Origin of the sequence: Flavipsychrobacter sp. (assembly GCA_041392855.1) — a bacterium.
Lineage (GTDB): Bacteria > Bacteroidota > Bacteroidia > Chitinophagales > Chitinophagaceae > UBA5543.
The window spans coordinates 1,313,539-1,338,943 of sequence record JAWKLD010000001.1 but is presented as its reverse complement, the minus strand read 5'-3'; the positions used below and the strand labels follow the sequence as shown (position 1 = coordinate 1,338,943).

At 36.9% G+C, this 25,405-nt stretch carries 22 protein-coding genes and 3 tRNA genes; 15 read left to right on the top strand and 10 right to left on the bottom strand.

From position 1 onward, the window contains the following. Positions 1–168: 168 nt before the first annotated feature. From R2800_06315 to R2800_06295, 5 genes are all read left to right on the top strand, one after another. The gene (locus tag R2800_06315) at positions 169–693 is read left to right on the top strand and encodes a hypothetical protein (protein MEZ5016647.1); all 525 of its coding nucleotides are present in this window, start codon (positions 169–171) and stop codon (positions 691–693) included. After that, positions 690–1,184, top strand: a complete 495-nt coding sequence (locus tag R2800_06310) for a hypothetical protein (protein ID MEZ5016646.1) — start codon at positions 690–692, stop codon at positions 1,182–1,184. Before R2800_06315 ends, R2800_06310 begins: the two co-directional genes overlap by 4 nt. Positions 1,185–1,243: 59 nt before the next feature. Beyond that, the gene (locus R2800_06305) at positions 1,244–4,084 is read left to right on the top strand and encodes a pitrilysin family protein (GenBank protein MEZ5016645.1); all 2,841 of its coding nucleotides are present in this window, start codon (positions 1,244–1,246) and stop codon (positions 4,082–4,084) included. A 119-nt stretch (positions 4,085–4,203) separates the two neighbouring features. Beyond that, the gene (locus tag R2800_06300) at positions 4,204–5,409 is read left to right on the top strand and encodes an aminotransferase class I/II-fold pyridoxal phosphate-dependent enzyme (GenBank protein MEZ5016644.1); all 1,206 of its coding nucleotides are present in this window, start codon (positions 4,204–4,206) and stop codon (positions 5,407–5,409) included. Between the two features lie 5 nt (positions 5,410–5,414). After that, the gene (locus tag R2800_06295) at positions 5,415–5,717 is read left to right on the top strand and encodes a hypothetical protein (GenBank protein MEZ5016643.1); all 303 of its coding nucleotides are present in this window, start codon (positions 5,415–5,417) and stop codon (positions 5,715–5,717) included. A 2-nt stretch (positions 5,718–5,719) separates the two neighbouring features. Here the strand turns inward: R2800_06295 and R2800_06290 are convergent, their stop codons facing one another. From R2800_06290 to R2800_06265, 6 genes are all read right to left on the bottom strand, one after another. Further along, positions 5,720–6,457, bottom strand: a complete 738-nt coding sequence (locus tag R2800_06290; GenBank protein ID MEZ5016642.1) for a response regulator — start codon at positions 6,455–6,457, stop codon at positions 5,720–5,722. Then, positions 6,450–7,484: a histidine kinase gene (locus tag R2800_06285; GenBank protein MEZ5016641.1), complete on the bottom strand. Its 1,035-nt coding sequence runs from the start codon at positions 7,482–7,484 to the stop codon at positions 6,450–6,452. Before R2800_06285 ends, R2800_06290 begins: the two co-directional genes overlap by 8 nt. Before the next feature lie 9 nt (positions 7,485–7,493). Then, positions 7,494–7,790 carry a DUF4288 domain-containing protein gene (locus R2800_06280; protein ID MEZ5016640.1) on the bottom strand — a complete coding sequence of 99 codons (297 nt, stop codon included), beginning with the start codon at positions 7,788–7,790 and terminating at the stop codon, positions 7,494–7,496. Between the two features lie 24 nt (positions 7,791–7,814). Next, positions 7,815–8,558: a DUF5668 domain-containing protein gene (locus tag R2800_06275; GenBank protein ID MEZ5016639.1), complete on the bottom strand. Its 744-nt coding sequence runs from the start codon at positions 8,556–8,558 to the stop codon at positions 7,815–7,817. Between the two features lie 112 nt (positions 8,559–8,670). Then, positions 8,671–9,720 (bottom strand): glycosyltransferase family 2 protein, encoded by a 1,050-nt coding sequence (locus R2800_06270; GenBank protein ID MEZ5016638.1) that lies wholly within the window; start codon positions 9,718–9,720, stop codon positions 8,671–8,673. Between the two features lie 15 nt (positions 9,721–9,735). Next, positions 9,736–9,954 (bottom strand): hypothetical protein, encoded by a 219-nt coding sequence (locus R2800_06265; protein ID MEZ5016637.1) that lies wholly within the window; start codon positions 9,952–9,954, stop codon positions 9,736–9,738. Between the two features lie 90 nt (positions 9,955–10,044). Here R2800_06265 and R2800_06260 point away from each other — a divergent pair, with 90 nt between their 5' ends. Both R2800_06260 and R2800_06255 read left to right on the top strand, forming a co-directional pair. Continuing rightward, the gene (locus tag R2800_06260) at positions 10,045–11,187 is read left to right on the top strand and encodes a HAMP domain-containing sensor histidine kinase (GenBank protein ID MEZ5016636.1); all 1,143 of its coding nucleotides are present in this window, start codon (positions 10,045–10,047) and stop codon (positions 11,185–11,187) included. A gap of 42 nt (positions 11,188–11,229) precedes the next feature. Then, positions 11,230–11,313 (top strand) — tRNA-Leu (locus R2800_06255). A gap of 45 nt (positions 11,314–11,358) precedes the next feature. Here R2800_06255 and msrA read toward each other — a convergent pair. Continuing rightward, positions 11,359–12,024: a peptide-methionine (S)-S-oxide reductase MsrA gene (msrA, locus tag R2800_06250; protein ID MEZ5016635.1), complete on the bottom strand. Its 666-nt coding sequence runs from the start codon at positions 12,022–12,024 to the stop codon at positions 11,359–11,361. Positions 12,025–12,212: 188 nt separating this feature from the next. On the opposite strand from msrA, the gene R2800_06245 reads away from it, so the two are divergent. The 7 genes from R2800_06245 to R2800_06215 all read left to right on the top strand — a co-directional run bounded on the left by R2800_06245 (position 12,213) and on the right by R2800_06215 (position 20,656). Next, positions 12,213–12,297: transfer RNA gene (locus R2800_06245), tRNA-Ser, on the top strand. Positions 12,298–12,439: 142 nt separating this feature from the next. After that, a complete protein-coding gene (locus R2800_06240) occupies positions 12,440–12,562 on the top strand; it encodes a hypothetical protein (GenBank protein ID MEZ5016634.1) in 123 nt (40 codons plus the stop codon). Between the two features lie 434 nt (positions 12,563–12,996). Further along, positions 12,997–15,750, top strand: coding sequence for a type I restriction-modification enzyme R subunit C-terminal domain-containing protein (locus R2800_06235; protein MEZ5016633.1), 2,754 nt, complete (start codon positions 12,997–12,999; stop codon positions 15,748–15,750). A gap of 1 nt (position 15,751) precedes the next feature. Further along, a complete protein-coding gene (locus R2800_06230; GenBank protein ID MEZ5016632.1) occupies positions 15,752–16,957 on the top strand; it encodes a restriction endonuclease subunit S in 1,206 nt (401 codons plus the stop codon). Positions 16,958–16,978: 21 nt separating this feature from the next. After that, on the top strand, positions 16,979–18,202 hold the full coding sequence (locus R2800_06225) for a putative phage abortive infection protein (protein MEZ5016631.1): 1,224 nt from the start codon (positions 16,979–16,981) through the stop codon (positions 18,200–18,202). Further along, the gene (locus R2800_06220; protein MEZ5016630.1) at positions 18,186–19,190 is read left to right on the top strand and encodes a hypothetical protein; all 1,005 of its coding nucleotides are present in this window, start codon (positions 18,186–18,188) and stop codon (positions 19,188–19,190) included. Before R2800_06225 ends, R2800_06220 begins: the two co-directional genes overlap by 17 nt. After that, positions 19,187–20,656: a class I SAM-dependent DNA methyltransferase gene (locus tag R2800_06215; GenBank protein MEZ5016629.1), complete on the top strand. Its 1,470-nt coding sequence runs from the start codon at positions 19,187–19,189 to the stop codon at positions 20,654–20,656. Before R2800_06220 ends, R2800_06215 begins: the two co-directional genes overlap by 4 nt. Positions 20,657–20,956: 300 nt before the next feature. Here the strand turns inward: R2800_06215 and R2800_06210 are convergent, their stop codons facing one another. Both R2800_06210 and R2800_06205 read right to left on the bottom strand, forming a co-directional pair. After that, entirely contained in the window at positions 20,957–22,327 is a 1,371-nt protein-coding gene (locus tag R2800_06210) for an NAD-dependent succinate-semialdehyde dehydrogenase (protein MEZ5016628.1), read from the bottom strand. A 174-nt stretch (positions 22,328–22,501) separates the two neighbouring features. Next, positions 22,502–22,573: transfer RNA gene (locus R2800_06205), tRNA-Arg, on the bottom strand. A gap of 52 nt (positions 22,574–22,625) precedes the next feature. Between R2800_06205 and R2800_06200 the strand changes: the two genes are divergently transcribed. Beyond that, positions 22,626–24,746, top strand: coding sequence for an ATP-binding protein (locus tag R2800_06200; protein ID MEZ5016627.1), 2,121 nt, complete (start codon positions 22,626–22,628; stop codon positions 24,744–24,746). 3 nt (positions 24,747–24,749) lie between these two features. Here the strand turns inward: R2800_06200 and R2800_06195 are convergent, their stop codons facing one another. After that, positions 24,750–25,346 carry a hypothetical protein gene (locus R2800_06195; protein MEZ5016626.1) on the bottom strand — a complete coding sequence of 199 codons (597 nt, stop codon included), beginning with the start codon at positions 25,344–25,346 and terminating at the stop codon, positions 24,750–24,752. Positions 25,347–25,405: the final 59 nt, after the last annotated feature.

The following is a 25,405-nucleotide window of genomic DNA, read 5'->3' as shown; positions in this document are numbered from 1 at the left end:
TAAAATAATCCTTAACTTTATAAAATAAGAGGATTCCTATTCACATAGATGCCAAGATATACTAGGTGTCTGGAAGTAAGTATTTTCATAGTATAAGGTATATAAGAGACAGATTATGAATGCTATGCAGCATTTATTAATTTAATGGTATAACTTGTATTTTCTTTAATGAGAGTATTTTTTTTAATATTATTTTCTTTTGTAACCATGTTTGCATTTTCTTCTTATAAAGGAGGAGATGATGACGATGATGGAGGTGGTAATGGAAATGGTAAAGGTAAGAATGACGCCTATTTAGAGGTCAACACTAATAGGAGTTTGAGCTTTACATGCACCAAGCCAGATGATTTAGAGCAAACTCAAGTAATCAATAACGCAATTACACTAAAGTTTAAAACAAAAAAGTCTAATTGCTCTATACATGCGAAGGTGACGAATTATACAGTGCCTCGTGGGGGTAATTCGAGTGTAATACCACTAGAGTTGTTATATAGTTCTAGTAACTCTTCCAATGCAACGGGGTTGATTACTCAACCCATACAGCTTACTCGTTACGATCAGCAACTTTTTATACAACCTAAAAAATCACAGACTTTCCAGTTCAGGTATGATCTAAGACTAATGCCCTTAGGGTATGAGTCACCTGCTGGAAGATATAATTTCACCATACTCTTTACAATGACACAGCCTTGAGGTATTTATACTCCATATTGTTATTATGTTGCCCGTTCCTGTTAGCTGCACAGGGATATACAGGCGGTGCTGTAGGATCTTTTGATGTTTATGATATACAGTCAATAAGTATTACAGGGCTGAAAGGGATTGTCAATTTCAATGATCCTAGCGATTACTTTGGAGGTCAGACAGTTAATAATTATGCTCAGGTTTCTATTAAAAGCAATAATAACTGGCAAGTAAGCGTGTCTACTAATAGTTCAAAATTTACCCCGCTTACTACAGGGGCAAGTAAAGATATGCCTTCTACTATATTGCAAATAAGGGTTAATGGTAAGGCCAATTTTATAAATATGACCATCAATAGCCAAACCTTGAAAACGGGCAATAGAGGAGGAATAAAAAAGTCGGGTAATGAATTCAATATCGATATGAAGTTTGACCCCGGATATAAATATAATGGTGGCTTATATGATATCGGTCTCATTTATACACTTACACGCCAGTAGTAGGTTTTAGGCAGATATAGCCTATATTTACGAAATAATAATTTCCTGAGATAACAATTATGAAAAAATTACTTCTTGCTATAGGAGCTATAGCGTTGCTATCTACAAATGTAGCCTACAGTCAGGCTAAGCTGGTAGAAACCGTAAAGAAAAAAGGTAATGAGCTTGTGATACCATATGAGCGTTATGTATTGCCAAATGGTTTGACATTGATCATACATGAAGATCACTCTGATCCTATTGTGCATGTTGACGTTACGTATCACGTAGGTTCTGCAAGAGAAGAGATAGGGAAGTCGGGTTTTGCGCACTTTTTCGAGCACATGATGTTCCAAGGGTCGGATAACGTGGCTGATGAGCAACATTTTAAGATCATTACTGAAGCAGGAGGTACACTTAATGGTACTACCAATAAAGACAGAACAAACTATTTTGAAACAGTGCCTAGCAACCAGCTTGAAAAAATGTTGTGGCTTGAGGCAGATCGTATGGGCTTCTTATTAGATGCTGTTACACAGAAGAAATTTGAAGTGCAGAGAGCTACTGTAAAAAATGAGCGTGGCCAAAACTATGACAACCGTCCATATGGTTTAGTAGGTGAGGTAGCGGCTAAAAATCTATATCCATACGGTCACCCATATTCATGGTTGACTATTGGTTATATAGAAGATCTAAACAGAGTAGATGTTGGTGATCTTAAGAATTTCTTCCTTCGTTGGTATGGTCCAAACAATGCTGTGCTAACAGTAGGTGGTGATGTGAATAAGAAAGACGTTGTAGCACTTGTTGAGAAATACTTTGGTTCTATACCAAGAGGTAAGGAAGTAAATAAAATGTCTTTGCCTGCACCTGTATTGGAGAAAGATAGGTATGTTTCTATGACAGATAACTATGCTAAACTCCCAATGCTAAGAATTGTTTACCCAAGTGTGCCTAACTATCATGAAGATGAGGCGCCGTTAGATTGCTTAGCAGAAATATTAGGCCAAGGCAAAAACTCTATTTTCTATAAAAACTTTGTAAAGGCTCAAAAAGCTGTTGCTGCAAATGTGAGCAATCCTTGTAGTGAGCTTTCTGGTGAGTTTTCTATCATGGTAGTTCCTTATCCTGGTCAAAAACTATCAGACATGAAAGAGATGGTAAAAGCATCTTTAGAAGAGTTTGAACAAAGAGGCGTTACTGACGAGGATATTGAGAAATTTAGTACTGGCATGGAGTCTTCAATGATCAACGGTCTTGAAAGCGTTTCAGGTAAAGTATCATCATTAGCTTCTTTCTATACATTTACCGGTAATGCTAATAGAATAAAAGATGAGGTGAAGAGATACTCTAGCGTAACTAAGGAAGATGTAATGCGTGTATATAATAAATACATCAAAGGTAAGCATGCTTTATACGTAAGCGCTACACCTAAAGGGCAAGAGTCAAACATTGCAGGTGCTGACAATTACACTGTATCAGAAGCTGGATACAAGTCGCCAAACTATGGTTACGACGGGTTAAAGTATGTAAAAGCAAAAGATGATTTTGACAGAAGTAAAATTCCTGCAAGCGGAGCTACTCCTGTAGTAAAAGTTCCGGATTACTGGACTGCAAACCTTCCGGGTGGTGTTGAAGTAATAGGTACTCAGACAAATGAAATACCTGTAGTTACTATATTACTACATTTTAAAGGAGGTAAAATGTTAGATGCTAACGATTTCTCTAAAGTAGGTTTGTCTAGCATGTTTGCATCTATGATGGACGATGATACTAAAAACTATACTGCCGAAGAATTTAGCGTTGCGCTAGATAAATTAGGTGCTAGTATAAGAGTAAGTTCTTCTTTAGATGGTATCGAAGTAAGCGTAAGAACGTTAAGTAAAAATCTAGATAAAACAATAGAGCTTCTAGAGGAGAAGTTGTTGAATCCTGTTTTTACGCAAGAGGCATTTGATAGAGAGAAAAAGAGTACAATTCAAGGTATTCAAAACTCAGCTACAAGACCTACATATATAGCTAGTACTGTGTTTAGTAAAATGCTATATGGTGATAAGAACATATTAGGTTGGCCAAGTTCTGGTACTGTAGAAACAGTATCTAACATTGAATTGGCAGACATACAAGCATATTACAAAGATTACTTCTCTAAAAACGAAGCTGAAGTTATTGTTGTAGGAGATGTATCTAAAGATAGAGTTTTATCAAAGCTGCAGTTCTTGAATAAAATTACGAACAAGCAAATTGACATGCCTGAGATTCCGGCAGTAGAGTCTAAGAAGAAACCAAAATTATATTTTGTAAACGTTCCTAAAGCAGCACAAACTCAATTTAGAATTGGTAAGGTTACAAATATGAAATATGATGCACTTGGAGACTATTATAAGAGTAATGTATTGAACTACCCATTAGGTGGTGCATTCAATAGCCGTTTGAATCTTGACTTAAGAGAAGATAGAGGATGGACCTATGGTGCTAGAAGTTACTTCACTGGTGATAAATATACTGGTACTTATCAATTTAGTGCTGGTATAAAAGCTAACGTTACAGATAGTGCTATGATGGATATCATTAAGATAATGAAAGAGTACAAAGAGAATAGCATTACTTCGGAAGAGCTAGCATTTACAAAGAGTTCAATGACTCAGAGCGATGCTCGTAAATACGAGTCTGGATATCAAAAAGCAGGTTTCTTAAGCAGAATACTTGATTATGATCTATCTGCTGATTATCCTAAAGAGCAAATGCAGATCCTTGAAGGATTGTCTGTACAGGAGATATCTAAAATGACTAAGCACTTCCTACCTGCTATTGAGGAAATGGATGTGGTTTTAGTTGGAGATAAGGAAACAGTTTGGGAAGGCATACAAAAGTTAGGTTATGAAGTTGTAGAACTGGATAAAGACGGTAATAAACTATAATAGATTTTTTAATGTAATATCCAACGCCGCCCAAAATATTGGGCGGCGTTTTTTTTCTGAAAGCATTAACGTAACTTTTTGCCTCATATCACTTACATTCGTATTCTAATTTTAATAAAATGCAACAGACAGATTATATAAGCGTGCCTTATGGCCAAACAGTACATGGTGAAGAGGAGATAGAAGCGGTTGTAAAAGTGTTGAGAACATCTACCCAAATGGGTAAGCATGTAAGGGAAATGGAGGAGCGTGTGGCTAAGCTGTATAGCAAGGAATATGGCATAATGGTCAACAGTGGTTCCTCTGCGTTGTATTTGGCAGCTGAGCTGATGGACTATGAAAAAGGTTCGGAAATAATTACACCTGCACTAACATTTTCTACAACTGTGGCACCACAAGTTAAAAAAGGGTGGGTGCCAGTATTTATAGATGTAGAGGAAGGGACTTATAATATAGATGCTAATAAAGTGGAAGAAATGATCACGCCAAAAACTAAGGCTATGATCATACCAAACCTTATGGGTAATTTACCTAACTGGAAACAACTAAGAGAGATAGCTGATAAGCATAACTTATTCGTTCTAGAAGACTCAGCTGATACTTTAGGAGCAGAGGTTGACAATGCTTCTTCAGGTAGATATACTGATATGAGTACTACAAGCTTTTATGGTTCTCATATTATCAACTGTGCAGGTAATGGTGGAATGCTTTGTGTAAATGGTGAGGCTTTTTATAATAGAGGAAGGCTATTAAGAAGTTGGGGTAGAAGTTCTTCTCTATTTGTAGAATCGGAGAAGATAGAAAATAGATTCAATGTAGAGGTTGATGGTATCCCTTACGATGCAAAATTTGTATTTGAAGAGCCTGGGTACAACCTTGAGCCGTCGGAAATGGGTGCTGCATTTGGTATTGTTCAGTTAGATAAATTAGCTAGCAATATAGATACTAGAACAGCTAACTACACCAAAATGAGGAAGTTCTTCGAGCAGTATGAAGAGTATTTCGTTTTGCCAAAACAGTTCCCAAATTCAAGAACAGCATGGTTAGCTTTTGCAGTTACCATAAAAGATACGGCTCCTTTTGTAAGAAGAGATCTGCAAATTTTCTTAGAGAAAAGAAATATAATGACACGTACTGTCTTTACTGGAAATATTATGAGACAGCCAGGTTTCAAGAATGTAGAATATCGTTGTAGTAAAGATGGCGCTCCAGAGTCAGACAAAGTAATGCGCGGTGGTATGTTGTTAGCATGTCATCATGGCCTTAACGATGCACAAATAGCACATGTTATGGATAGCGTTACAGAGTTTATGAAGAGTATATAAAGTTTATGGATATTATAATAAGTATCTTTTTAGGATACAGAAATGGTATTAAAGCCAAGAATAAGGGCTATAATAACATGGCTTGGGCATTATTGTCTATTGGTGCCTTTTTCTTGGGAGAAGTATTGGGTTGGTTGTTGATGTTTGGGTTGTTTTATAATGGCAGTTATAGTCAGGATAATGTATTGGTTTTCATAACATCAAATCCTATAAGAGTTATTACTGCACTTTTTTGTGGTTTTGGAGGCTATTTGTTAGTAAAATTCAGGCTGAGTAAACTGCCTGATATATCTTCAAAAGTAGAATAGGATTACCATCCTAAGACCTCTTTTAGTTTTGTCATACCACTTTTACTAACCGTAATCTTTTCTCCGCAATGGAGTAGGGCAATATGGCTGTCTTTACCATAAGGTTCTATTTTAGATAGCTGGCTGATAGGAATAATATAAGAACGGTGTACACGAACAAATAGCTTAGGGTCGAAGTTCTTTTCTATGTTCATTAAGGTTGATTTCTTCAAAAAACTACCATTTGCCGTCACTACTTTGATGTAGTCATCATTAGCTTCAATGTAGAGGATGTCTTGAGACGGGATGATCTTTATTTGTCCTTTGTCCTTTACTACTATTCTTCGCTGAAACCCTTCAAACATTTTATTTTCCGTTAGCGTTTCTATATTAGTGCCAGTATTGGTGTTTAGTTTGCTAAGCGATTTTTGTATAGCGTCATCAAAACGCGATCTTGTGATAGGTTTTAGTAAATAATCAATTGCATTAGCTTCAAACCCTTTTAGCGCATATTCATCAAAAGCCGTAGTGAAAATAACTGCAGGAGGATTTTCTAGTAATTCCAGCATTTCAAACCCGTTTAATTTAGGCATTTGAATGTCTAGGAATATTAGGTCTGGAGATAATTCTTGAATCTTTTTAAACCCTTCAAATCCATCCTCACATTCAGCTACTACATTAAATTCAGCATAGTTTTCCAATAGAGAGCGCAATAGCTGTCTGCCTAGCATTTCATCTTCTATAATGATTACTTTATACATCTTTCTGAGGTATTTTGATTATAGTTTCAAATATTCCGTCTTTAGCGTTTGTTTGTAGTAGGTCTGTTCTATTATAGGTTAAAAACAGTCGTCTTTGTATTCCTTTTAGCCCGAAGCCTGTCCCCTTATGTGGCTTACTCTCAACATCATGGGGGTTTGTAATAGTTATTATTAAAAGGTGAGCTTTTTGTGTGATATTGATCTCAATATTGATACGCCCGGTATTGCCATATACACCATATTTTACAGCATTTTCTAAAATAGGTTGTAACAAAAAAGGCGGTATTGTGGCAGTTTCGCTGGCATCGTTTTTAGTTATTATGTTTAGTCTGTTGCCAAAGCGTATGGCTTCTATATCTAAGTATGATTGGATGTATTGAAGCTCTTCTTTAATAGGGATATTCTCTTTAGCATCCTTGTTAATAGAGCTACGTAAAAAGTCTGATAGTTTACCCGTCATCTCTTGTGCCATGTCAGGAGAGGTATATACTAGTGCGTTGATAGAGTTAAGGCTATTATATAGAAAGTGAGGTTGAAGTTGTTGACGAAGTTTGTACAATTCAGCTTCTCTTAAGAGCATGTTGGCATCACTTTGTTCATTTAACTTTTTTTCAAGAGCCGTGTTTTTCTTTGTAAGTGCGGCATAAGTAGCTGTCCATGCACATAGTAGCCATATGGCTATATACCTGATCGGCATAGAATAAGACAAGAAGGTGAGTAGTTCTTTATCATCAGGCGCTACAATAATTCTAATGATAAATTCGTTGATGTATTCTGCAATAAAACTAAGAACCGTAGCTATTATTATGGAATAGAGTAGAATCCCAACTTTAGTGGGGTAGTTATTTATAACTATTGTAACAGAAAGAATCGTTAATGGTAATAGTACTAGTGATATAAGGCTATCTGTTAATGCAAACTCAAAACTCTGCTCATAAAAACAGTAGAGCAGCGCAAATTGCATTATTACAATGAATAATGAGAAAGATGGTAGCAGCCAGTTATTATATGTTCTTCTTGTAGCCAAATACTTTATTTAACTAGCCCAAACTGGTGAGGTTACCGGTGATACTTCTTTTATTATTGAAAATAGTTGAGCTCCATGTTTTAAGTCTACTTGTTGCAGGTCTTTTACTGCAACCATAACCCAGGTTATAGGTCTGCCGTGTCTGTCTATAAAAGTAGACTCTTCTGCCGCGCCTATTTTTTTAGCTTCTTTTAAGGCCTCTCTATCATCTTCGGCAAAAAGTACCCTCCATTGTTCTTCGTATTGTTCCGATTTTACTTCAGAACATTTGATGCTGAAAATTATTTGTGCGACGTATGCGTTCATTGCAGATGTTTTATGGCTAATGTTTTAATATGATTTGATTTCAATACTTCCAAATGTGCAGCTACCGTTAAGAACAAGTGTTTTCTTATCTTCTGTGCTGGCACTGCCAGTATACATACTTCTATGGTCTTCCAAGCTGCCAAAGCTTGGGTCTATATTGTTTTTTACATCCCAATCAGAAGGGATGATCAATTCAACACCGCCAAAGGCAACTTTGGTATTCAAAACCATAGGCGCTCCATCTATATTATCAGCTTGTAGTAAGTTGATCTCAGCACCACCAAATGTGATATTAACATCGCCTCCTTTAAAGGTTTTTGAGGTTACAATTTCTTTTCTTCCCCCAAAGGTTACATCAACATTTACAAGGTCACTGTCGTTGGTGTTGGCTTCAATATCTTTGTAGCATCCACCCTTTTTTTTTGATTGAGGTTTAAAGATAATATATATACCTATTAGCATTAAGCCAGCGGGTAGTGCTAGGGTGGCAGAGCTAACTCCCAATATTGTAAACTCAGGTATTAGTTTAAATACGCCGATAGCGATCAAAATGTAAGGGGCATTATTTCTAAACTTGTTTTTAATACCTATTAGTAAACCTACGGCTATGAGAATGATAGGCCAAAACTCTCTTATATTAAAATTTAAAAGCTCAAGCTTTCTTAGCAAGATAACAGCACCTACTAATAAAACTGCAAACCCGAACCACCTCTTGTCTCCCTCTTTGCTAGAGCGACCTTTTCTTCTGTTACTTATTTGGTTTGACATAGTTATTTATTTAATGATGTAAAGATAGTATTGTAAACAAGGCATGGGTATCCTTATTAGGTAAGAAAAATATACTAGTCGGTGAATGACGTAATATGGTCGGTGAGTGCTATTAATGCAGCTTTTTGGTGTCCCAGTTCAGTTTTGGGAAGGTCTTTTTTCTTAGCGCAAAGTATTGCCAAATAATGCTTTTGGGGTATATCCCTGCTGTGTTTGGATGCATAATATGCTTTTGTGCATCTTTTCTCTTTTTAAGCCATTTTCGCAAACCGCCATAAAAGCTAAAATGTGCCTTTATTACTGTAAAGAAGCCTTTTATATTGCCTGAAAGTAGTAGCTGTAGGCCTGCTATGCCATCCAATACGAGGCGTAATGGTATGAGCCACAGAAGCTTAGACGCTTTTTCGTTCTTAAGTAGTAAAACAAGGTTGTTCCTGAAGTTATAAAAAAGCTTTTGTGGGCTACCATAGCTTATCACACTGCCACCTACATGAAACACTGTAGATTGACCTATATAGCCAATTTTGTAGCCTGCGTTTTTTAATCGCCAGCAGAGGTCTACCTCTTCCATATGAGCATATAGGTCTTTATCTAAACCACCTACTTTATGATATAGATCTGCACGTACCATAAGGCAGCCACCAGAAGCCCAAAATATTTCTATATCATCATCATACTGCCCTTTGTCTTCTTCCAGGTCATTAAATATGCGACCTCTACAAAATAAGTACCCCCATTTATCCATGAAACCACCTCCCGCACCAGCATATTCAAAATGTGTACGTTGTTTCCAGTAACGTATCTTAGGCTGGCATGCAGCTAGCCCTTCATGTAGCTGCATTGCGTTTATCAAGGGGGAGAACCAGTTAGGAGTCACTTCAAAGTCGGCACTAAGTAATACGTAGTATTTAGCTTCTATTTGCTTAAGCGCTTCGTAATAGCCATTAGCAAAACCCTTGTTAATGGCTATTTGTAATGTTTTTACAGTAGGAAAGTTGGATTGGATATAATGCAAAGTATCATCTGTAGATGCATTATCTACCAGTACCACATCATATTTTGTGTTAGACTCAGATACAATTAATGGAAGAAATTGCTCGTGCCATTGCTTGCCATTATAGCTGAGAATAACGACAGCTGTATCTGAATCGCAAATAATCATCGCTAACGCAAATGATTATTTATACTTAGGATTATACTTAGTATTATCAGGTACTTCTATGTCTTCGTTGCTCTTGTAGCTATCTTGGTATAATCTGTAGCAGCCAGACCACGCAAAGATGAAAAAGCCAAAGAAAAATAATATGAAAAGAAAACGAGACTTTGAAGGCTTACTTAGTTCAATGTCTGCTGGGTTTTCAACCGTGTTATCCTGATTGTTGTGTTGCATCTCCATGAAAAACGAATTTCCGTCGCCAAAAATAGTGGTTATTCGTTCAAAATCATAATATTTTTACCAAGAATTGGTTATTATCTTGAGTCGTATATGCAGCAATATCTTAATTGGAAAACATATTTAACCATTATAGCAGTATGTATCGTTGGTGCATCCCTCTATTATACCAATCAGCTAGCTAGCAAATTAGCTATTGAAGAACGTAAGGAGGTAGAAAAATTGGTGGATGGGTTCATAACTATAAATAAAGCCGCACCCGAGCAAGATGTGACGTTCGTATCCAAATTTATTTCTGATAATACTACCATCCCGCTCATTATTACCGACGAAGAAGGAAATATCATTGACTTTAAAAATATAGATACAGCTCGCTCCAACAACGGTGCAAAGTATCTGGAAGATACCTATAACGACCTGAAGAATTTAAGAGAACCGCTAGTGGCAGATCTGGGTTTTGGTCTAGGACGCAACTATGTTTATTACGGAGATTCTTATTTATTAACACAGCTAAGGTATTACCCATTTATACAGCTGGGTATAATTATACTTTTTTTACTGGTTGTAGTTATAGCCCTAAGCACTGCGCATAAATCTATACAGAATCAAGTTTGGGTAGGGCTTTCCAAAGAAACAGCTCATCAGTTAGGCACTCCGCTTAGTTCTATTGAAGGTTGGTTGGAGCTTTTGAAAGATGATGAAAAGAACCATGAGGCAGTGAATGAAATGCAAAAAGATCTGGACCGCTTAAAGTTAGTGGCTGACAGATTTGGAAAGGTAGGTAGTGTGCCCAATATGGTAGAGGAGAACCTTATTAGTAGATTGGAGAGCATGGTAGGTTATATGCAGAAGAGGGCACCAGCCAAAGTGGATATTTCCTTGAAGTCGGAGGAGCCAGAGGTATTAGTTAATATTTATGGACCTTTATGGGATTGGGTGATTGAGAATTTGATCAGGAATGCGTTAGATGCTATGGAAGGAAAAGGAAGTGTTGTTATTGAAGTAAACAATACACCCCAACAAGTGATCGTAGATGTAAGTGATGATGGTAAGGGCATACCCAAGCACCAAGCAAAGAAAATATTTAACCCGGGTTTTACTACAAAGAAAAGAGGGTGGGGTTTAGGCTTATCATTATCAAAGCGTATTATACAAGATTACCATCATGGGTCTATATTTGTAAAGGAGTCGGAAGTGGGTGTTGGAACTACTTTTCGCATCATACTTAGAAGATAGTTTTCAGTTTTTCAATTTTCAAACTACATTTGCAATCCTCAAGCGGCGGTGTTGAAACTGGTAGACAAGCAGCGTTGAGGTCGCTGTGTCCGCAAGGACGTGGGAGTTCGAATCTCCTCTGCCGCACATTATAAGAATAAAGGCTGCCTATTGGCAGCCTTTATTTATTGCTTAGTTTTTTAGTTTGTCTTTGAAGACTTTTTTAAACTTCTCAAGTTTGGGTTTTATTACAAAGGTGCAGTAGCCTTGGTTGCTATTGTTATTGTAGTAGTCTTGATGATAGTCTTCTGCCTTATAAAAAGTGTCATATTCGGATATCTCTGTTACAATTGGTCCATTGAATGCACCTTCTTCATCAAGTTTCTTCTTATAGTATTCTGCTTTTTCTTTTTGCTCCTTGCTATGATAAAATATAGCAGATCGATATTGAGTACCAACATCATTACCTTGTCTGTTAAGTTGGGTAGGGTCATGGGTGGTCCAAAAAGCAGCTAGTAGCTCATCATAAGTTAGCTTGTCAGTATCGTAATACACATTTACAGCTTCAGCATGGCCTGTTGTTCCTGTGCACACTTGCTTGTAGGTAGGGCTGGTTACATGGCCGCCAATGTATCCTGACTCTACTTTGTTCACCCCGTCTAGCTGTAAAAACTGTGCTTCTACACACCAAAAACAACCGGCAGCAAATGTAGCAATGCCTACTTCTTTTCCTTTTTCTGTATTTGTATTCATTTCTTTAAACGTCTTTGAGTTGTTGTAACCGCTTTTTTGAGCACAAGCGGTTAAGTGTATAATGGATAAAAATAATAATACGGCATATCTGATTACTTTGATCATAGTTGCAAATTTATAGTATAGACGAGTCAAGGGCTTAATACTTTCATTGATAAATACTATTGTTATTTCTTTAACATATACGGCCAATAAAGGCTTTTAGATGTTGGTCTTAATATTGAGGTTTAAAAAATATAACATTATTATAAAATTGTTTTTGAAAATCCATCAGCTTATATAATTTTGCGCTCGGAGGGATGGCAGAGTGGTCGAATGCGGTAGTCTTGAAAACTATTGACTGTCACAGGTCCGGGGGTTCGAATCCCTCTCCCTCCGCATCAGAAAAGTTAAAAGCTTTCAAAACCCCACAAACATTAGGTTTGTGGGGTTTTTTCTTGCAATCAATTCTGCCAAAAAGATACTAATTCTTGGATAGGCAGGTAAAGACGCACTAGCTAAACGTATATTTAAATAGTTATTGCCTGAGGTAGATGAAGTAGTCAAACTGATAAAGAGAGAGGAAGAGAATGTAGCACAGGTAATAAAGGAAGATATGATGGAAAGTATTGGTTTTGAGCCAAAGTTGAGATATGAGTATTAGCAGCAGAAAGAGACTAAAGCAGCATAGTATTATGAAGGCATCTACTAATATAAATGGCGTTTATACAGTTGTTCTACGGTATATAGTTTAATTATACATTGAGTAATGATTGTAAAATAGAGCAGTATTTTACTAGTGTTTATTAAGCCTAAAGTAATTTTAAGACTTGTACGCGCGTGAGGATGAGGATGTTGACAAATGTTTACAATTTTATGTTTAACTACTTGACAAAACATTATATTTTTTAGTGTCTTCATTCACATTTTATTAAGAACATAGTGTCTATTATTAGCTTATTTTTATAATGTTTTCATGGTGATAGGGTTTATAGGGGCTGGTCTGTTCTCAGGCTGGCTTTTGCACAATAAGGGTGTTTTCACCCTGTATGATTAGAATGAGCATTTTTGTATTATTGTTGGTGTTTTAGCCACATTATGAACCAAAATCCTGAACAATTAGCTCGTGATAATATAGATAGGCTTTTGCAGGCTAGTGGCTGGCTGGTGCAGGATAATAAGAAGATAGATTTATCTGCTAATAAAGGAATAGCTGTAAAGGAATATCAAACCGATGTAGGACCAGCAGACTATGTGTTGTTTGTAAATAGAAAGCCATTTGGTGTTATAGAAGCTAAGCGCGAAGATGAAGGGTTTCGTTTAACAGTACATGAAGATCAATCTCATGATTATTCAGTGGCTAAGCTGAAACATCTAAACAACGGCCCTCTGCCATTTGTGTATGAGAGTACGGGTGTAATTACTCAATTTACCGATTATAGAGACCCAAAGCCGCGTTCCAGAAGCGTGTTTACTTTTCATCGACCAGAGACACTTGAGGAGTGGGTAAAAGATGAAGCGTCTTTAAGGCAAAGGTTGCAACGACTACCAGACCTTAATACCGCCTCTTTAAGAGACTGCCAAGTAAACGCTATTACAGATCTTGAACAGTCTTTTAAAGAGGCAAGACCTAAGGCATTAATACAAATGGCTACGGGGGCAGGTAAAACATTTACAGCTATTTCATTTATATACCGTTTGCTGAAACATAGCGATGCTAAAAGGGTATTATTCTTAGTAGATACCAAAAATTTAGGGGAGCAGGCAGAGCAGGAATTTATGAAGTACCTGCCTAATGATGATAATAGAAAGTTTACAGAGCTCTACTCTATACAACGTTTGCAAAGCAGACATTTGGCGCAAGACTGCCAAGTATATATAAGCACCATACAGCGCCTATACTCTATACTAAAAGAGCAAGACCTAGACGAAGCTCTAGAGGAAGAGAACCCCAACGAAAGAACCTTAGAGATAAAAGAGCCACCACCAGTAGTCTATAATGAGAAACTACCGATTGAGTTTTTCGATTTTGTAGTGATAGATGAGTGCCATAGGAGTATATACAATGTGTGGCGACAGGTGTTGGATTATTTTGATGCTTTTCAGGTAGGGCTTACGGCTACGCCTGATAATAGAACCTTTGGCTATTTTAATCAAAACGTAGTAAGTAACTATGGCTATGAAGACGCCTTACTAGATGGCGTGTTAGTGCCTTACAATGTATACCTTATAGAAACACAAATTTCTAAAAGAGGGGGTGCTATATGGCGTGGGCAGTATGTAGACAGGCGCGAAAAGCTCACTAGACACAAACGCTGGACACAGCTAGATGAAGACATTACCTACTCTGCTAAGCAGCTAGATAAAGACGTGGTAAACCCTAGCCAAATACGCACCATTATAAAAGCATTTAAAGACAACTGGCAAGGGATGTTCCCCAATAGGAAGGAGCTACCCAAAACGCTCATATTTGCTAAGACGGATAGCCATGCTGATGACATAATAAAAATAGTACGGGAGGAGTTTGCAGAAGAGAATAAATTTTGCAAGAAAATAACTCACCGTGCTGATGACCCTAAGGGTACACTGGCAGAGTTTAGAACAGAGTACAACCCTCGCGTAGCCGTAACGGTAGATATGATAGCAACGGGTACTGATGTAAAGCCGTTGGAGATACTCCTCTTTATGCGCGATGTAAAAAGCCGTAACTACTTTGAGCAGATGAAAGGTAGAGGTACAAGAGTAGTATCGATAGATGAGCTAAAGAAAGTAACCCCGAGTGCTACCTATACCAAAGACCATTTTGTAATAGTAGATGCTATAGGCGTGAGTAAGAGTGTGAAGACCGATAGCCGACCTCTAGAGCGCAAACCTACTGTGCCACTAAAAGACCTACTGCAAGCTGTAGCCGTAGGCAATACGGAGGAAGATGTGTTTACCAGCCTAGCCAATAGGCTATTGAGGCTAGATAAACAGCTAACCGAGCAAGAGCATACGCAGCTGCAAGAAAAGACCAAAGGGCTGGCGCTGAACGATATTGCTAAAAACTTACTCAACGCCCACAACCCCGATACGCTAAACGACCTTGCTGAAAAGATAGAGCGAGAGCATGCTGCAAAATCGCCACAAGAAAAAGAGCAGCTATTAGCCAATGCCAAGGAGCAACTATTGGTAAATGCAGCTAAGGTGTTTAACGGGGAGCTGAATGAATATATAGACCATGTGCGCCGTGTGCACGACCAGATAATAGATGAGGTGAACATGGACACGGTAACACACTTAGGCTGGGAGCGAGATAACGACCAGCAAGCACAGCAAACCGTAGATAGCCTAACAGTGTGGATAGAAAAACACAAAGATGAGATAACAGCCCTACAGATATTTTACGGGCAACCCTACCGCCGTAGGGAGCTTACCTACAAGATGATAAAAGAGCTACTGCAAAAGCTACAGCAAGACCAGCCCACACTAGCGCCGCTACGGGTATGGAGTGCTTACCAGCAACTAGAGCAGGTGAATGGTAGCCCTAAAACAGAGCTAACCGCACTGGTAGCCTTAGTGCGTAGGGTATGTGGTATAGATAGCCAACTGACAGCCTATAGCAAAACGGTGGATAAGAACTTTAAAGAATGGGTATTTGCCCAGCAGGCAGGGCAGCTAAAATATAGCGAAGAGCAGATGCTATGGCTACGCATGATAAAAGACCATGTAGCCAATAGCTTTAATATAGATAAAGAAGACTTTGAGCTAAGCCCCTTTAATTCACAGGGTGGGCTGGGCAAAATGTGGCAGCTATTTGGCGATAAGACAGACGATATTATAAACGAACTAAACGAGGTACTAGCAGCATAAGATGAGCGAAGAGACAAAGATATTGCCAAAAGGATGGGACATAAAACATTTGAATGACCTTTGTGATACAATTTCAGTAAACAAAATCAAGCTAAAACAAAAGGAGTATTTATCTCATGGTAAATTCCCTGTAGTGGATCAAGGACAAGAGATAATTGGGGGTTATTCTGATAAAGAAGAATATATAGTCCCGAGTAATCCGCCATATATTGTATATGGAGACCATACGAAAGTTAAAAAATATATAACCTTTGATTTTATTGCTGGTGCAGATGGGGTTAAAGTTTTAAAGCCTAAGGGTAGCGTAAACCCTAAATATTTTTTCTACTTATTACATGTAGTAAAGATTCCTGATAAGGGTTATGCAAGACACTTCCAGTTCTTAAAAAAGGCTGATTTTCCAACACCTTCTCCAAAAATCCAAGAAGCCATAGTCGCAAAAATAGAAACGCTATTTAGTGAGCTAGATAATGGTATAGCACAGCTAAAAACAGCACAGCAGCAGCTAGATACCTACCGCCAGAGTGTACTTAAATGGGCTTTTGAAGGCAAGCTCACCAACAAAAATGTAAAAGACGGAGAGCTCCCCCAAGGCTGGGAGTGGGTAAGGCTGGTAGATGTATGTAATAAAATACAAGATGGTTCTCATTATTCTCCTAAGAATCAATTTGATCAACCTGGAAAGAATAGATATCTGTATATAACAGCAAAAAATATAAGGAATGATCGCATGGAAATGTCAAAAGTTATATATACTGATAAAGAGTTCTTTGATACTATATATAATAGATGCAACCCTGAATATGGAGATGTATTACTAACAAAAGATGGTATAAATACAGGACATGTAACATTGAATACACTAAAAGAACCATTCGCTTTATTGTCAAGCGTATGCTTGTTTAAGACTGATTCTTCAAAGTTGTCTCCAGCATTTTTGAAATACTACATTCAAAGTCCAATTGGTAAACGGAACATAATCGGACAAATGTCGGGTACAGCTATCAAAAGGATAATACTAAAGAAAATAAAAACGTCTGAAATTTACTTGCCACCACAAGATGTACAATCTCACATAGTCCAAGAAATAGAAAGCCGCCTAAGTGTGGCAGATAAACTACAAGAAACCATCACCACCAGCCTCGCCCAAGCAGAGTCGCTCCGCCAGAGTATACTCAAGCAAGCCTTTGAGGGTAAGCTGGTGTAAAACATGAAAACTATACTATAGATGAAACTAACCAATGAAGAACAAAAAACCTACAAGACTTATGGTAATGTATTGTGGAGGTTTTTTGCAGGTGCTAGCATTTTCGTGGGTTTAGCTATTTTATACCATGTATTAGTAAAAGCAGGTAATGGTTATCACATTCCTAGAGAGTCTGAAATTCCTGACCTTGAAAAAACAGGACAGTTCGGGGATTTCGTTGGAGGTGTCATTGGTACATTTTTTTCTCTTGCAGGTGTTTTCTTGTTATACCTAACCCTTAATAAGCAAACTGCTAGTTTTAGTAGAGAGCGTTTCGAGAATAATTTTTTTGAATTGCTAAAACTCCATAGAGATAATGTTGCAGAGATGAGCTATACGAAACATAATAGTCAATCGGGAGTGTTTTCTCAATCAAAAAACAGAAAGGTATTTAGAGTGATTTATCGTGAATTTACGGAATGCTACAAAGAATTGAAAGCCTATACATCTACTGAAGATTTGAATTCTCTTTTAACCGATAGCTACAAGGCTGATTTAAATAATATCAAAAATAGCATTAATGATGATCTCGATATTATAGAGCTTGCTTTGATTGACATCACATACAGTATCATTTTTTTTGGCGTTGGCCAAGAAGGGGCAGCAATATTAAAAAATAGATTTGAAGGGAAGTATAATAGTGACTTTACTAATGGCGTGATACGTTACTTTCAGTGCAAACCGAAAAAAGAGAACGTGAGCGACTTTAATAGTTGGGAGCAACTACAAAACTATTCATATCAGTACTTACAAGAAATAATTAAAGGTGTACTAACTGCGGATACTATAGATGAAAATGTTGAAGAAGATTATTTTAATAGTGTTGGAAGTTTTATTTACAGGTTATTCTTAATTAAGAATAAGTATAAATACTATGATGGACATCAGCATAGATTAGGGCATTATTTCCGTCATTTGTTTCAGTGTTACAAGTTTATTAATTCTAATAATTCATTATTAGAGGAAGAGAAATACTATTATGGTAAAACATTAAGGGCTCAATTATCTACCTATGAACAAGTTCTTTTGTTTATTAATAGTGTTTCAACTCTCGGTATGAAGTGGGAATTACTGCCTGAAGATGATAAAAATGAAAGTAGGATGATTACATTTTATCATTTAATAAAAAATGTAGCCGGAGATAATATTGAAGGAATAAAATATGCAGATTACTATCCTAATGTGAATTATGAAGCAGATGAGTAAAAATATATCGCAAGAATACATAGGTGTATTATTAGATAAATCTAGCGGAAAAAATTATCATAGCAATCCTAAAAGGATATCCGCGAAAAAGGCTTTTGAGTTAACTGAAAAAGAGTTAAGAAGGCTGAATACAATTATTCGTAATAAGAAAATAACTGATGAGCATTTAGCTAACAAGATATTTATGCAGCTTAAACATGAAGCTTCGGAACTTGTTGTCAATGAGTATGTGGAGGATCATTTTACGGCAGCTTATTACTCTTTTTCTGAAATAAAACACAAAATGGAAAAAGAAAATATTTTTGATTATCGAGGTGTGAAAAAGTATGGCTATTTGATAAGTACTTTGTTGTATGATATAATACCATATGCAAATTATGTAGGAGGGAAAGAGGAAGATGGTTATTCATTTTTTAATGGTTGGAAGTCAAATGTGGAAATTTCAAGATGGCATTTTCATGGAACAATGCAGCTTTTATATAATTGCACGTTTGAAAAAAAGGTAATCGATGATAAGTTTGCTTTGATTCTATCTGCAGTGTCTCTTAGGCAAACACTTGAATTGAAGATGAGAAGAATATTAGGGCTAGGTGATTTTTATGATAAGAAAGGGCAAAAGGTATTTGTAAAACATCATTTTTTCTTCGACTTTGTGCTTGAAAAAAAAGAGAGTATAAATATTGAAGGCGTAAATATAAAGTTACTTCAAAAGGTATTTGAGTTTTGCAATTATGCGGTTCACATGGGGCTCATGCCATACGTTTGGCAAATGTTATATGCGGAGAAATTTACATGCCCCTTGTTTTTTGATATGAATAGAAATGAGGATGATAAAAGTTGGAATGCATATAGTTCTGTAAAAATCAATAATTATGAAACTATTAAGCAGGAACTAGAAGATAAGGTTAGGCTAAGTTTTCCTAACACTGAGTATGATTTACATTTTGATTGGATTAGTCCTGAAGCTCAAATAATTGATAATAAATGACAACAGCAACAATAGTAACAAAGGTATGGTCGTTTTGTAACACATTACGAGACGATGGTGTAAGCTATGGAGATTATCTGGAGCAGCTTACTTATCTACTCTTCTTAAAGATGGCAGATGAGTATAGCAAGCCACCGCATAATAGAAAGATCGGTATACCAGAGGAGTATAATTGGGAGAGCCTTAGCAAGCTAAAAGGGGATAAGCTAGATACACATTATGCAAAGCTTCTAAGAGCCTTAGCCAAGCAAGATGGTACATTGGGACAGATATTCACCAAGAGCCAAACAAAAATTCAAGACCCTGCCAAGCTCTATCGTTTAGTACAGATGATAGATAAGGAGCAATGGGTAATGATGGGCTCTGATATAAAGGGAGATATTTACGAAAGCCTCTTGGAGAAGAATGCAGAAGATACGAAGAGTGGAGCAGGGCAGTACTTTACACCTCGTCCGCTAATTAAGGCTATGGTAGAGTGTTTAAAGCCTGAGCCTATGAAAACCATTGCCGACCCCGCATGTGGTACAGGTGGTTTCTTTCTTGCTGCCTATGACTATCTGATTGAGCAAAACTTAGACAAAGAACAAAAACAGTTTTTAAAGCTCAGCACCTTTCATGGTAATGAGATCGTAGCCAATACACGCCGTTTGGGCTTAATGAACCTCTTCCTACACAATATAGGTGATATTAATAGTGAGAGCTTCATATCGCCTAATGATGCGCTTATATCAGAAGAGAGTACTCATTACGACTATGTTCTAGCTAATCCTCCTTTTGGTAGAAAAAGTAGCATGACTTTTACCAATGAGGAAGGAGAGCAAGAGAAAGAAGACCTTACCTACAACCGTCAAGACTTTTGGGTGACTACAAGTAATAAACAGCTCAATTTTGTGCAGCATATTAAATCTATGCTCAAGTCTGATGGTAGAGCAGCTGTTGTAGTGCCTGATAATGTATTGTTTGAGGGTGGTGCTGGTGAAACAGTTCGTAAGAAGCTATTAGAAACAACAAATCTGCATACTATACTACGTTTGCCTACAGGTATATTTTATGCTAATGGTGTAAAGGCAAATGTTATTTTCTTTGACAATAAGCCTGCCAGCAAAACAGCATGGACTAAGGAGGTTTGGGTATATGATTATCGTACCAACATACATCATACGCTCAAAAAGAGTAAGATGGGCTATGCTGATCTAAAGGATTTTGTAGATAAATATAATGCGGATAATCTCAATAAAAGAAAGCAAACTTGGAGCAAAGACAATGAAGAAGGACGTTGGAGGAAATTTACTTATGATGAAATAATAGCTAGAGACAAAACAAGTCTAGATATATCATGGATAAAAGATGACTCCTTAGCGGATTTAGATAATCTACCTGATCCTGATGTATTAGCAAATGATATCATTGAAAATATTGAGGCTGGTTTAGAAAGCTTTAAATCTATCATAGCAGACTTGAAATAGAAAGCTAAACTAAAAAGCATTGTGTTGAATTTTGTTGAAATGTTTATAGAGTGCGTGTAGTTGATAGCCGTATTTTACGGTTAGTTGCGGGAAGATAAGGTAATAATATTGTGTAATTCTAAGTTAGTTCGTACCATTATTTGGTATTCAAAAGTTCTTTAATTGGTGACCTAATATTTATAAGGTAGTAGAAAGTATTGCTAGGTAGGGGAATTAAGTTCGAATCCCTCTCCCTCCGCCAAAAAAATTAAGCCCCATATTTGGGGCTTTTTACATTCATACAATTTTATGTTCGGCTATCTATAGACTAAGCCCTTTTACAAATACTGTCTTGATATTTACAAACTCTTTGATGCCGTGTTCTGACAGCTCACGACCATATCCTGAAATTTTAGTACCGCCAAATGGTAGTCTAGGGTCTGACTTAACTAAAGAATTAATGAAAACAGCCCCATCTTCAGAGTGGTCAATAAACAGTTGTGCATGGGTAGCATTTTTGGTACAAACTGAAACTCCAAGACCATAATTGCTCTTGTTGGCTAATTTTAGCGCTTCTTCAACACTATCTACTACAATTATTGAAGCTACTGGTCCAAAAAGTTCTTCATCAAATGCCGGCATGCCTGGAGTCACATCCGTAAGAATGGTAGGCAGGTAAGTCGCTGCTGTCCTTTTGCCTCCCATTAGTAGTTTTGCTCCTTTTTCTATTGAAGTTTGCACTTGTTTGTCAAGTGCTTCTGCTAGGTCTAAGCGCGCCATCGGGCCTATTCCTGTTGTTTCATCAAGAGGGTTGCCAAGTTGCAATGCCTGTATGTTTTCTTTTAAAAGTTGTGTAAACGCTTCTGCCACATCTCTCATTACAATAAAGCGTTTAGCAGCTATACAGCTCTGCCCTGTATTCACCATTCGTGCAGTAGTACCCACTTTAGCAGCATCCGCAAGGTCAGCATCACTGAGTACCACAAAAGCGTTGCTGCCCCCAAGTTCCAATACTGTCTTTTTAATGTTTCTTCCTGCTGTTGCAGCTACACTTTTGCCTGCACGTTCACTACCGGTAAGTGTTACAGCTTTTACAGCTTTATGCTCTATAACACCGACGGTTTGTTCAGAGGTAATGATCAGGCTTTGAAATGCACCATGAGGAAATCCTGCATCTTTAAATATTTCATCAATATTTAAAGAACAACGAATAACATTCTGCGCATGTTTTAATAAGCATACATTCCCTGCCATCAATGCAGGTGCTGCAAAACGAAATACTTGCCAGTAAGGGTAGTTCCACGGCATAATAGCCAGTATAGTTCCTAGCGGGTGGTATTTCACCATGCTCATTTCCGCATCAGTAGGCACCACCTCATCTTTGAGCATGTTTGCAGCATTGTTAGCATAGTATTCACAAACCATAGCACATTTTTCAATTTCAAGATGTGCTTGTGTGATGGGTTTGCCCATTTCTAAAACTATACTTCGGGCATATTTGTCTTTTCTCTCCCTTAGGATATTGGCAGCCTTTTTGAACAGCTTGCTACGTTCTTCAAAACTGGTTAAACGCCATTGTTTGTATGTGTTGTCGGCTAATTCAATCGCATTATTAATATCACTTTCACTATATGTTTCAAACTCTTCAATAACTTGATTGTTATAAGGGTTAATACTTCTAAATTTTTCCATCGTTACTAGTGTTGATCTGTGCTAATAGGAGTAACAAAATTACGAGAAACTATAGACTGTCGTGTAAGGTGAACTATAGTTAGAATTGATATAAGCTTTTGATCGAATCTACACTTATGTTTCTATGACTAAATGGTCAGAAGTGCCTGAGTATGTATGAAATAAAAAGGGTAGTAGCCCCGCCAGGAATCGAACCTGGATCTAAAGTTTAGGAAACTTCTATTCTATCCATTGAACTACGGGGCCAATAAGGTTGGCAAAGTTAAGAAATAGAAATCATTGATACTATATATAATAAATGCTACATTGTGCTGTCGTAGATGTATATACTGAGTTGTATTTTATGTGTAAATCCTTCAAATTTCTAAATTCCTTATTTGTACTGGTTCTGGCATCTGTTTTTTTTGCCAGTTGTAATAATAGGTTAGAGCCGCGGCCTAAAGAAGATACTCCAGTATTTGTTGATATTGCTGTAGACGCTATTAATGAGATAAAGAACACTAAAGGGAATGAAGCTGCTATTGCTTACATAGATAGCATTAGAGGTATATATATAAACAGGAGCTTGTCTGACAAGTATTATATGTATTACGTCTATGCAGATACTTATGAGCGACTTAACGACAACGATAAAACTAATAAGTACTGTGATACAATAATAAATCTATTAGAAGAAAACGACCCCTCCAACTTTTGGTTCAATAACTATATATGGGCCTACTTTTTTAAGGCAGATATTGAGTTGAAGAAAGGTAATCTTGATGAAGCGTATGAATACTACTACAAGGTGTTGTATTTGGCTGAAGAGTATGGTGATCGTTGCGCTATTGGGTACTATTATTTAAGGACAGGTCATATTATTTATTCTACGGAGCATTATGAAGATGCGGCTGTTTACTTTAAAAGAGCTTTTGATGAAAGTAATGGTTGTATAGATAATTTTGGAAGCTTCTTGCGCCAGCAACAAACGATAAATAATATTGGTCTTTGCTATGAAAAGGCTAACATGTATGATAGTGCTATTTATTATTATAAAGAAGGGATTAGATATATAGAAAGCAATTACAAGAGGTTTACAAATACAAAGCATTGGTTGGCAGATGTAGCTATTGCTGTGATAAACGGCAACCTTGCAGGTATATATGTAAAGCAGGGAAAGGTAGAAGGCGTTGAAGAGATGCTATTAAACAGCATCAATACAAATGAAAAAATAGGTCATGATCTAACAGATGCTCAATATACAAGAATCAAGCTCAGTCACTTTTACTTACAAAATAATAGGTTGAAAGAAGCAAAAGAGCTACTAGACTTAGTAAAAAGTATTAATGATACATTATATAATTATACTGTATGGGTAAGATGGAATGGCGCTATGAGCACCTATTGTGAAATTAAAAATAACCCTGCTAATGCTTTTGTTTATTACAAAGCGTATAAAAATGGCCTGGACTCTCTACATAAGTCAAGAATCAATTTTTCATTAGCCAATGTTGATAATAATGTAAAGAATTTAGGCAAAGAGTATAAAATAGCTTCTTTAGAGCAATCGGCAAATCTTAGAAAAATATCTTTAGCAATAGCACTGATCATAGCTGCCTTAGCTTCTATAATAGCCATTCTTGTGTTTAGAAATTCTGGAAGAACTAAGAAGCATATAAGAACCTTGCAGGAAATGAATCACCAAATAAATCATCAGAAACTTAAAATAAAAGAAGCTTTTGATGATTTGGAAGCTGCTGATAGTGAAAAAGATAGGATTCTAAAGGCTGTTTCTCATGATATGAGAAGCCCTGTTAACTCTGCAATAGCTTTGATAGATCTATTAGAAGAGGATAAAGATGATTTTACTGAAGAACAAAAGGAGTATCTTAGTTTATTGAGAAACTCATGTCAAAATGCATTAACCTTAACTAATGACCTTTTAGAGATAGCAACGCTGCAGGCTGATAAGTTGGAGAAGGAGATGGTAGATCTAAATATTTTAGTAAAGAATAGGGTAGACCTTATAAAGTTTAGGGCCGCAGAGAAAAAACAACTAATAGATCTAAGGCTACCTGATAATCATTTATCTGCTCGTATTAATAGTGACAAGTTCTCAAGAGTTATTGGTAATCTTATTACCAACTCAATAAAATTTAGCCCAGATAATACTACTATTAAAGTTGAGCTAGCACAAGAAAATGAACATTTTCTGTTCTCAGTAAAGGATAGTGGTATCGGTATTCCTGAAAGTATAAAGGGTAAGATATTTGACATATTTACCGATGCAAAACGTTATGGTACTTCAGGAGAGCAACCTTTTGGTTTGGGGCTATCCATATCAAAACAAATAGTGGAGGCCCACTTAGGTAAGATATGGTTTGAGAGTAAAGAAGGTGAGGGCACTACTTTCTATGTAAGCATACCTCTTTCTTCTTAATGTCTAGTGCCACTCTAGGGTTTTGATCATGCGCATAATGTCTTCTCTCAAAAAGTTGTTTACAGGCATTAAAGAGTCGGCATTAGGCTTTACATTAAAGTAAAGCGCACCACGTACAAAGTGCTTTGTTGAATCTGTAGCAAAAAATTGATATGCTGTAGCTGCATTGCCATCTACCTTATAGAATATTCCATGAACTTTCCTTTCTGGGAAATGAAAAACAAAATCTTCTATCATGTCTGCTCTAGAGCTATGTACGGTATAGGTCATGCCATATGAATCCTCAACTAATTTGTCTAATTGTTGAGAAGGGGTTATTTCCTTGTAGCTAAAGTATAATTTACCTCCTGTTGTGTCGTAATCTACTACGATCCAGTAGGGGTTTTCGGTCTCTTCACCAAAGAAAACAGTATCGTTGACCACTTTGCTATATATAGGATGTTCAAAGCTGTAGGGGAAACCTTCAGCTTTAAATTCTTGATATTCATGTTTTTGCGGTAAGTCTATCTTATAGTAGCCTCTAGGTTTTGGGGTGAATACCTCTGGTCTGCAGCCAACAATAGACAGTAATAAAAAAACGATTATTGTGTACCTTAACATAACCCCAAAACTAATTGAATTTGTGATAATTAATACAAACTAACCTTTAGTCTTTATTT